The organism is Alkalimonas amylolytica, from assembly GCF_900107845.1.
Taxonomy (GTDB): Bacteria; Pseudomonadota; Gammaproteobacteria; order Enterobacterales; family Alteromonadaceae; genus Alkalimonas; species Alkalimonas amylolytica.
This window is the reverse complement of record NZ_FNRM01000009.1, coordinates 1-10,582: the sequence shown is the minus strand read 5'-3', so window position 1 is coordinate 10,582 and position 10,582 is coordinate 1. Positions and strand designations below refer to the sequence as shown.

Genomic DNA, 10,582 nt, shown 5'->3' with positions numbered 1-10,582 from the left:
GAATGTACTCTGTTGTATCCCGACCAATTGAAGAGGTAACTAAGATGGGTATTTTCAGTCGCTTTACAGACATTATCAACTCAAATTTGAATTCACTGCTGGATAAAGCCGAAGATCCGGAAAAAATGGTACGGCTAATTATTCAGGAGATGGAAGACACCCTGGTAGAGGTGCGCTCTTCCTCTGCCAAGACCATTGCCGAGAAAAAAGATCTGCAACGTGCGCTGAATCGCCTGAACGATGAAGTCACGGACTGGCAGAGTAAAGCCGAGCTGGCATTATCAAAAGAGCGGGAAGATTTAGCCCGCGCCGCTCTGGTCGAGCGGGAAAAAGCCGCTGAGCAAGTCAATGCGGTGGAAACTGATATTGCACATCTGGATGAGCACATCAACAAACTGCAGCATGAAGTTGCGCAATTGCAGGAAAAGCTGGCGGATGCCAAAGCGCGGCAGAAGTCGATGCTGATGCGGCAAAAAACCGTGGCCAGTCGCTTGGATGTGAAAAAGACACTCCATAGCGAAAAGTTGAACGATGCGATGCATAAGTTTGAGCGCTATGAGCAGAAAATTGATTCGATGGAGGCACAGGTCGAATCGTACGATCTGGGTAAGAAAACCCTGAAAGATGAGTTTGCTGAGTTAGCCGCGCAGGATAAAATTGACAATGAGCTGGCAGCATTAAAAGCGAAAGTTGTCAGCAAAAAAGACAGCAAAGCAGATTAAGCGGACCAAGCAGACCAGGAGCCAGCTATGGGAATCCAAGAAATGATTTTTGTGCCTATGATCTTATTTATGATCTTTGTGGCACCGCTATGGGTGATTATGCACTACCGTAGCAAAAACAAGATTGGTCAGGGACTGACCGATCAGGAGCTTGGCCAGCTCAATGAGCTGGCACGTAAAGCCGATAAGATGGCTGAGCGTATTAAAACGCTGGAGGCGATTTTAGATGCCGAAAGTCCACGCTGGAGACAACGTCATGACTAAGTCACGTAAACCGCTGCTGCGCGATGATCGCAATGGCAAAATCGCAGGGGTCTGTGCCGGTGTCGCCGATTACTTTGGCATTGAAAACTGGCTGGTACGAATCATTACCCTGGCTGCTTTATTTCTTGGTATGGGTAGCTTTGTGCTGGTGCTTTATTTTGCTGCTTGGGTGGTGCTGGAAAAGAAATCCAAGTACGAGGCCAGCCATGGCAGCATTGAGCAGGGCAGAGATGAAGACAGTGTCGAGGTAAAAACCCAGGTTTGGCAAAAGGGTGAACCTCCAAAGCAAGCCTTGCAGCATCTGAACCATAAATTTACCAGTCTGGAGCTGCGGCTGCGCGACATTGAACGTCATGTGACCTCGAGCACCTTTCAACTAAACCGAGAGTTCAACAACTTGTGAACTTTGGTTGACACTTCGCCATAGGCTTGCCTGGTCATCCGGACAGCAAGCCGTCTGGCTTGCTTCCAATCGTTTAAAATTCTGCTATCTGTAGTGCATTCATCCCTTAGCAGAATAACGAACGGATTGTATGCACAGCGCTTTTAAATCCCCTGCCACTTTATGCATTCATGCAGGCAAAACACGCAATGAACATGGCAGCTTAGCTACCCCACTGTATCAAAGCTCTACCTTTATTTTTGACAGTGCCGAGCAGGGCGCTGCCCGCTTTGCTGGCGAAGAAGCCGGCTATATCTACACCCGACTGGGTAATCCTACCACCCGCGAGCTTGAACTGAAAATTGCCGCGCTGGAAGGTATGGAGGATGGTGCCGCTACTGCTACTGGCATGGCTGCGGTGTCTGCCGCTACCCTGACTTTTTTGCAACAAGGCGATCATATGATCTGTAGCAAGGCGGTCTATGGCTGTAGTTTCGCCTTGTTTAGCCATCAGTTTGCCCGTTATGGCATCGAGGTCAGTTTTGTCGATATGACCGATCATGCTGCGGTGCAGGCGGCACTTCGGCCCAATACCAAGCTGTTGTTTGCTGAAACTCCAATTAACCCCAATTTGGTGGTGTTGGATCTGGCTTTTTTGGGTGATTTTGCCCGCAAGCATGGTTTGCTATCGGTGATAGACAATACGTTTTTAACGCCCTTACTGCAGCGCCCGGCCGAGTTTGGCATCGATATTGTGATCCACAGTGCGACCAAGTACCTCAATGGCCATGGCGATGTGGTGGCCGGCTTGGTGGTGGGCAGCAGCGCCTTGATCCATCAAATCAAAATGACCACTTTAAAAGACATTGGCGGCACCATCAGTCCGCACGATGCCTGGCTGATCATTCGTGGCATGAAAACCCTGGCGGTGCGGATGGAGCGCCATTGTCAGAATGCGCAGCGGGTGGCGGAGTTTTTACAGCAGCATCCGGCGATTGCGACCGTCTATTACCCAGGCTTGCCTGAGCATCCGGGCCATCGTTTTCTTGGCACACAGATGAAAGCCGCAGGTGGTGTGCTGGCGTTTGAGCTGCATGGCAGCCTGGAAGATGGTCGCTATTTTATCAACCAATGCCAGCTGCTCAGCCTGGCCGTCAGCCTTGGCGATGCCGAGTCACTCATTCAGCATCCGGCTTCGATGACGCATAGCCCATACACCGCGGAAGAGCGAGCTATGGCCGGTATCAGCGATGGTCTGATCCGGGTATCGGTAGGGCTGGAGCAGGTGGAAGATATTGTCGCTGATCTGGCGCAGGCGCTGGCTGCTATGCAGTCGCAGCAAGCTCGTTCGGCCTGATATCAGGCCGCAGAGCAGCCACCTGTTGTAATGTATTCTTTACGGCTTGCTGCAGGCAAAGTTGTGCAGGCCTGATTAACAGCCGAACCCATTTCGACTAGTATCGGTCACAGCTACAAGGGCTGGTCCCAAATCAGAATACAAGCAACAGGGTATCTATGAGTAAGTCAAGCAACTATGTATCGAGGCAGTCCGACGAGCATGGTGTTATTGCCTGGTCGGACGAAGAAAATCAAATCTGGCATGAACTGATCACACGTCAGCTTAGCTGCATAGAAGGTAAAGCCTGCGATGAGTTTATGGCTGGATTGGAACGGCTGCAACTGCCGACGGATCGCATTCCGCAACTGGAAGAAGTGAGCAAAGTACTGCGTGAAAGCACCGGCTGGGAATGTGCCGAAGTGCCAGCGCTGATCAGCTTTGATCGTTTTTTTGAGCTGCTGGCGAACAAGCGTTTTCCGGTCGCGACCTTTATTCGCTCGCGTGAAGAGTTCGATTATCTGCAAGAGCCGGATATTTTCCACGAAATCTTTGGTCATTGTGCCATGCTGACCAACCCAGCTTTTGCCGAATTTACCCATGCCTATGGCAAAATTGGCCTGGCTGCCAGCAAAGAAGATCGGGTCTACCTGGCTCGCCTGTACTGGTTCACCATTGAGTTTGGTTTGCTGCAAACCAAAGATGGCTTGCGCATCTACGGTGGCGGTATTTTATCCTCGCCGGGCGAAACCATTTATGCGTTGGAATCGGAAAAACCAGAGCGCAAACCTTTTGATGCGGTGGATGTATTAAGAACACCCTACCGCATTGATATCATGCAGCCGATTTACTTTACCATCAGCCAAATCAACGATCTGTTTGATATTGCGCACCTGGACATGATGTCGCTGGTGCAGCAGGCCAAGCAGCTGGGTTTGCATGCGCCTAAATTTCCGCCTAAACAAAAACAAGCAAGTTAGAGAGGAATCGATGTCAGAGTTAACCACCATGAAGTGCGAGGCATGCCGCGCCGATGCACCCCGAGTATCCGATGACGAATTGCCGGTATTGATGCGACAAATCCCGGATTGGACCCCAGTCGTTCGTGACGGTATTTTGCAACTGGAGCGTCAATACAAGTTCAAAAACTTCAAAGCCGCCTGGGCTTTTCATAGCAAAGTGGCAGAAATGGCGGAAGAAGAAGGCCATCATCCAGCCTTATTGCTGGAGTGGGGCAAACTGACTGTGACCTGGTGGTCGCACTCCATCAAAGGTTTGCATAAAAATGACTTTATCTGTGCTGCTAAGACTGATGCCTTAATGGCGGAGTAAACTGCCGACAACCGCAGGCCAGCAATTGGCTTGCGGCAAGTTGTTGCGCTTTGAATATTAAAACACTTCTCACCGTAACGTTCGTTTTGTTCACTGCGTTGTTTTTACCTGACACCATCTGTTTCTATTCGTCGTTATGCCTTTCGAGCCTTGTCGATTGGCATGTCTTTTCTTTACATTGATTTATTTTTACGCAGGTTTGTTCTTCTGGCATGAAGCTAAAGTCTGAAACCAAGCGATTCTATTGCGATCAGTAAAATAATTCATCCTGACGATTAAATTATTTCAGTTTATTTTTATTTACCTTCTGATAGCATCTGGTGAAATATCAAATGGAGGTGTGTATGCGTAAATTAATTGTTGCGTTATTATTTTTCATTGGTTTCAGTGCTCAGGCGCAGTGTCAGGGGTTGAGCTGTTCCGGACAGGCCAGTGATATCATCCATAGTCTTCGTCTTGAATCGAAACAACTACTTGTGGCTCTGCCGGTTCAAGACAGCCGTCAGCTCAATTGTTTGCTGGTTGAGCAGAAGTTTGCTCAATTGCAGGACTCAGCCATGCTGCCGCAGGCACATGCGTTGTTATTGACCGCTTTGATGAATCAACAACAGATCCGTCTGGAATTTGACCCGCAAAACCCTGAGTGCACCATTAGTGCGATTGAGTTGCTGCCAAGACGTTAACACGTGAGGGGCAAAGGAGTGCTGTGATGAAAGTAGGTCATCGGAGTCTTGTTAGCTATTTGGGCGTAGTTTTTTTGCTGGGCTGCTTGTGGCTGTCTGCAGGGGGGGCTGCTAGTGCGCAGTCAAACCACTTCTACGTTGATGCTTCAGGGGCTATCTACTGGCAGGAACCGCCCGTTTGGTTTCCAACCGGGCAAGCATCTATGGGGCTGATGCCTTCGGCACAGGAAGGAGTTTGGTGGCGTTTCTTTTGGGATGGAGAGTTCTGGCGCGCCGAGATGCTGACTGGGTTTGACAGCAGTGAATTGCTGCTTGATCAATTCAGTGCACTTGGATTAGAGCAGATTGTGCCTGGCCCTTCGCAAGACATACCCTGGCTACTGCTGTTTGCCGATGGTCATCAGGCGGAGGCGCACATCCAGTTGTTGCAGACAGATTTGGAAGACGCGGCATGGGTTGATGACACTCAGAAACTGGGTTCAGATAAACTCAATGGCTGGACATCTGATGGCATGGAGCTGATGAGTAGTAGCACGGCCAACCTGTTGGTCGGTCATACGGCAGGGCAATTCCGGGTCGATGAGTCTGGTGCGGCAACTTACCACATTCCTTTGGCGTTGCCTGAGGGTATTGCAGGTGTGCAACCTGAGCTTGCCCTGCATTACAGCAGTCAAGGGGGGGATGGATATCTTGGTCGTGGCTGGCAGTTGAGCGGGCCGTCCGTCATTAGCCGTTGCCCCAAGAATCTGGCGCAAGATAACCAGCAACATGCTATCAGTTTAAGCCAGGCTGACCGACTGTGTTTAAATGGTCAGCGTCTTGTTACCGATGGCCGTGCCAGTGATGCCGGTCGCAGTGACAACCAGTACTGGAGTGCGGCCAGCTACCACACTGAAATTGATCAGTTCTCCATTACCCGGGCGCATGGCGGCAGCAGCCAAAGCCCCAGAGCGTTTACTGTAGAAACCAAATCCGGTGAAATTCATTATTATGGTGATGTCGCTGCAATCAGTGGCCAGGACAGTATGGGGCGCTCTTTGGCCTTATCGCTGCAGCGCTATGGCGGTAGCACAGAAACATCGATAGATGCGGTGCTGGAATCTGCCAGCAACAGTGCTGTGGTCAGGCACTGGGCACTGAAAGCCATCCGCGATGTCAAAGGCAATTATATTCTGTACCGTTACCACAAAGACGTAGCGCGCGGCGAGCAATACCTGACTGCCATTCAATATACCGGTCGGCCGGGTCAGGCTCCTTTTGCCGAAGTGTCCTTTCAGTATGAAAACAATCCAAAAATCAGCAGTGGCTGGTATGCCGGTCAAAAGGTGCTGTTAAGCAAGTTATTGACACGAATTGATGTGAAGGTAGATGGCAGCTGGTTCCGCCAGTATCGTTTGAATTACTTTGCTTCCAATGTGCTGGAAGAGAAAAATTACCTGCTGTCGCTGCAAGAGTGCGCCGACAGCGGCAGTACCGCCTGTTTTGCTCCGCTGCAATTTGATTGGCAACGCCCTCCGGCGAAGTTGACCAGTAGCGTTGAGCGTTGTGTGTCTGAGCCGGGCGTTCCCACCTACTGCTGGCAGGAGCCGGTAACCGAGAACTTTCAGCCCTTTTTAACCAGCTCAGTGCTGCGAGGTAGCTCGGTCGATCGGACTTATCAGCAACTGCTCGATATGGATGGTGATGGTTTTGCCGATATGGTGTATGTGCGTAGTGGCAGTTGGCGGCTTCGGCGTGGCAACAGCAGTTACAGCTACAGCAATGAACAATCCTTGGCTACAGTTGGTGTCGATAAACGGCAGTTTATGCAGACCATTGATTATTATGGCAACGGCCAGCGGGCACTCTTGGTGGCCAATGGCGCCAGCCAGCCGTGGCACCTTATGGCACTGGAGCCATCCACGTCTACTCATCTGGTGTGTGAACCGAATGGTGGTGGACATCGGCACTGCGAGCCTGTGACCATCACCCATCAATACAAGCTTATCAATACCGGGCTGACCGCCCATGGCCTGGAAGGACAGGTCTATGTCGCCGATGTGGATGGCGATGGCCTGGAAGACATTGTATTTATTCGCAATGGCCGTTTCGAGATGTACCAGAATCGGGGAGTGAATAGTCATGGTCAGCATCTTGGTTTTCTTCATAACACGAATTTAGGTAATGTTGGTGGCGACTCTTTTATCCCGGGCCAAGGCTTTGTCAGTCATTCTGCGGATCTACGCTCCGGAGCCATGCTGGATGTCAATGGCGATGGTAAAACCGATTTGATTGTGCAAGTGACCCGAGGCCAATGTTCTGTGTTTGGCTTTGAACAAGGCGAATGCTTGTATGAGGGCCATCAGTGGTTAGAAACCAGAGAGTGGAAGCTTTTCACCTTCAATGGCAGCCAGTTTGCGGAAACGCAGAATCTTGGTAATGCCGATAATATGCGGGATTTACGCGCGGTCGATTTAAACGGGGATGGTTATACAGACTTATTGTATCGCATTGGCACCCTCTGGTATTACCGGTTATCGAATGGCTCACAATTTATGACCGCCAGAAGTACAGGCTTTAACACAGCAAATAACCGGGTGCATCTGGCTTACTTTCTGGATTTGAATCAAGATGGTCGCACTGACATTTTACTCCCGATTGCTGACAACCGCTGGGCAATTTATTTATCCCGTCCTAGCCTGACGCATGAACAAGTGATTTTTGAAAAGCGTGGTGAATACAGTTTCGATGCGGGTGCTACCGTCCAGTTCGCTGATGTCGATGGCGATGGCAAACTGGATGTGCTCACCGCCACCAACGACAGTGGCTGGAAAATATTTCGTGCCAGTCGGCCGGGTATTGAGGAGCACGTGATCCGCACTTTTCACGACAGCTTTGGGGTGCAAACCGAAGTGACTTATCAGCCGATGACCAACACGCAGGTGTATTTCCGTCAGGATTCCTCGCAGCGAGGTGGTAATAATGAACCGCACAGTGATTATGTGTCACCGCGAGCGGGTATGGCGCTGGTGTCGCGGGTTCGTACCCAGGTGCAGCCGAGTCATTGGTTGGCTGTGCGTTATCAGTACGGCGGTTTGTTGCTGCATAAAAAAGGCCGTGGCATGCTGGGGTTTGAAGTACTGCGTAGTACCGATGAACAAAGCGGTGTCGTCACTGAAACCCAGTACCATCAGCTATGGCCCTTTACCGGTATCCCCAAAGTAACGACTCAATTGCATGGCAGCCAGTTGCTCAGCCAGGCCAGCAACCAGGTACAGAATCGCAGCGCTGCATCGGGTGGGCGACATATATATGTGTCGCAAAGCGAAGAGCTTGCCAATCAAATTGGTACAGGCGGTACCCTGCATGCGCTAAGCCGTGTGGTGAGCACCTTTAATCACGATGCACATGGTAATCTGACCAGCTCTGTAGTGTGGCAGTATGATCCTGCTAATAACCAGAACTACCTGCGTACCGATACCACCAATACCTTTAATCACAGCACTTTGTATGAACGCTATGGTCGCTTAACGCTGAGTGTGGTGCGTAAACGTTTGTATGAGGCCGGCAGCGTGACCAGCGATATCAGCCGGCGTAGTGCTTTTACCTACAATACGGATTTGATGCTGGAAACCGAGGTGTTATCGCCAAATGACAACAAGTACAAACACAGTACTCAGTATCACTACAATGCAGCCGGGCTTATTACCAAAGTGGATGTAACTGCTGGCATTGATGCCAGTGGCAGCCAGCAGCAAACCCGCAGCCAAACCACTGAGTACGATGGGCGTATGCGTTTTGTTGCGGCACAGACCGATGTTGCTGGGCTTCGAACCACCTACCGCTACAATGAACTGGCTCCAGGCTCAGTGACAGGACGAGTTGTGTCGTTACGCAGTCTGGATGCCAATAACCAAATCAGCATCGTGCATTTCAATGCGCTGGGGCAAGAAACCAGACGCGAAAGCAAAGGGCATGGTACAAATGATAGTTGGGTAGCACGCAACACAGAGCAGCATTTTTGTAGCGCCATTGATTGCTCAGCGGTACCAAATGCTTATATGCGCATCCGTAGTCATGGTGCTGGCCTGCCTGAGCAGCGACAGTGGCTGGATAGGTTTGGTCGCCAGGTTGAGCAGCAGACACAACTACCGGATGGCAGTTGGTCGTTGGTGCGCTTGATCTACAACAATCGTGGACAATTAGCACGTGAGTATGTACCCGCTAAGGGTCAGCTTTCGCTGTATTTTAATGAGCACAGTTACGATAATTTTGGCCGCTTGCAGCAAACCATTCTGGCCAGTGGTGGCACTGAGCAGATCAATTATCAGGGTTATCAGACCCACTATACTGATCCCGAGGGAAAGCAGCGTCGGGTGGTGCAGAATTACCTGGGCCAGACCGTGCAAAGCAGGGATGCTGAAAATAACTATGTGCAGTTCAGTTACAATGCCTATGGTCAGGTGCTCACCACCAGTACCTTGAACCCGACCGGTGGTGCCAGATCCGATCGTCAAACCATCAGCTATGATCCCTATGGCCGTAAAACCAGAACCATCGATCAGGATACCGGGACCTGGACCTACAGCAGCAATGCTTTTGGTGAATTGCTGTCGCAAACCGATGCCAAAGGGCAGGTTAGCTTATGGGAGTACGACACTGCCGGGCGGCAAGTGCGGCGGCAGGATCCATCCGGCACCACCTGTTGGGTTTATGGCACCTCGGCTGCCAACTTTAACCGCGGTCAGTTAACCCGGGTACGCAGCTTTAGCAGCTCGGTGGCTTGCAGTACCACCAGCACTCCGGTGTATCAAGAGGAATACAGTTACAACAGCCGGGCGCGACTGCAAGATAAAACGATTCAAACCTTGGGGCAAACGCATCGCTTTGGCTACCGTTACGATAGCAGTAACCGGCTGGAAGAGCTGGATTACCCGGCCATCAGTGGCAGCACGCCAGCACTGACCGTGCGCACCGAGTACGCTCATGGCAGCCCGGTTAAATGGGTAGATAAACAAAGCGGCCGGGTGTATCAGCACCACACCCACTTTACGAGTCGTGGCCAGGTGAGTACCACCCAGTATGCTAACGGTGCGCGTGAAAACCGTCTGTGGAACGATGCCAGTGGTTGGCTGGAACATAGCGCCGTACAGCTGGATAACAACTTACTGTACAGTGCCGATTACCAGTACGATCGGGTTGGCAATACCAAAGAACGCACGCAAAAATTTGGCATTGCCCATCAGTCGAACTTTAAAGAAGTATTTGAGTACGACGCCTACCACCGGTTAAAGCAGCGCACCATCAGTAACCTGGGCAACAGCAGCCAGTACAACAGCCTGCCGGCCAGCATGCGGATGTCGCAGCAGTATACGTACAATCATCGCGGCGGCTTTATCCACAAAGAGGGTACCGGTTTTTATCAATACCACAGCAGCATTCATCACCGCCTGACCGGCATTTGGCAACATAGCAACCATACCGGTACCCGCTATTACAACTTCAGCTACGACAACAATGGCAATGTGACTTCGGATGGCAAACACAGCTTTATCTACACTGCTTTTAATAAGCCAAGCCGTATCACCCAGGGCAGCGACCAGACCGAGTTCTGGTATGGGCCAAACCGCGAGCTGTATCGCCAGCGCGATGTACGCGGCGGGGAAGTGACCGACAGCCTGCTGCTAGCTGGCCTGTACGAGCGGGTGCAACTGCCAGGCGGCGTCATCGAGCACAAATTTCGGGTCGGCAATGCCCAGGTGATCCGGCGCAGCAACAACACTGAAACCGTGCACTACCTGCATGGCGATGGCTTAGGCTCCACCGTGGCGGTAACCTCGCAAGCCAAACAGGTGCTGCAGCAGCTGACTTACGATCCCTGGGG

8 protein-coding genes are annotated in these 10,582 nt (G+C 51.2%); all 8 read left to right on the top strand.

Translation table 11 applies throughout. The features are described 5' to 3' along the window. Window positions 1–44: 44 nt before the first annotated feature. Window positions 45–722, top strand: a complete 678-nt coding sequence (gene pspA / locus BLW37_RS15320; protein ID WP_091344514.1) for a phage shock protein PspA — start codon at window positions 45–47, stop codon at window positions 720–722. A 27-nt stretch (window positions 723–749) separates the two neighbouring features. Then, on the top strand, window positions 750–986 hold the full coding sequence (gene pspB / locus BLW37_RS15315) for an envelope stress response membrane protein PspB (protein ID WP_091344512.1): 237 nt from the start codon (window positions 750–752) through the stop codon (window positions 984–986). Then, the gene (pspC, locus tag BLW37_RS15310; protein WP_091344510.1) at window positions 979–1,389 is read left to right on the top strand and encodes an envelope stress response membrane protein PspC; all 411 of its coding nucleotides are present in this window, start codon (window positions 979–981) and stop codon (window positions 1,387–1,389) included. The genes pspB and pspC overlap by 8 nt, the downstream gene beginning before the upstream one ends. A 130-nt stretch (window positions 1,390–1,519) precedes the next feature. Further along, window positions 1,520–2,725 carry a methionine gamma-lyase gene (gene megL, locus BLW37_RS15305; RefSeq protein WP_091344508.1) on the top strand — a complete coding sequence of 402 codons (1,206 nt, stop codon included), beginning with the start codon at window positions 1,520–1,522 and terminating at the stop codon, window positions 2,723–2,725. A gap of 158 nt (window positions 2,726–2,883) precedes the next feature. Continuing rightward, window positions 2,884–3,684 carry a phenylalanine 4-monooxygenase gene (gene phhA, locus BLW37_RS15300; protein ID WP_091344506.1) on the top strand — a complete coding sequence of 267 codons (801 nt, stop codon included), beginning with the start codon at window positions 2,884–2,886 and terminating at the stop codon, window positions 3,682–3,684. A gap of 10 nt (window positions 3,685–3,694) precedes the next feature. Beyond that, window positions 3,695–4,036 carry a 4a-hydroxytetrahydrobiopterin dehydratase gene (locus BLW37_RS15295; RefSeq protein WP_091344503.1) on the top strand — a complete coding sequence of 114 codons (342 nt, stop codon included), beginning with the start codon at window positions 3,695–3,697 and terminating at the stop codon, window positions 4,034–4,036. Between the two features lie 344 nt (window positions 4,037–4,380). Next, a complete protein-coding gene (locus BLW37_RS15290) occupies window positions 4,381–4,719 on the top strand; it encodes a hypothetical protein (protein WP_091344500.1) in 339 nt (112 codons plus the stop codon). Window positions 4,720–4,931: 212 nt separating this feature from the next. Then, window positions 4,932–10,582 (top strand): toxin TcdB middle/N-terminal domain-containing protein (locus BLW37_RS15285; RefSeq protein WP_171907648.1); only part of this gene is annotated, 5,651 nt, incomplete at its 3' end.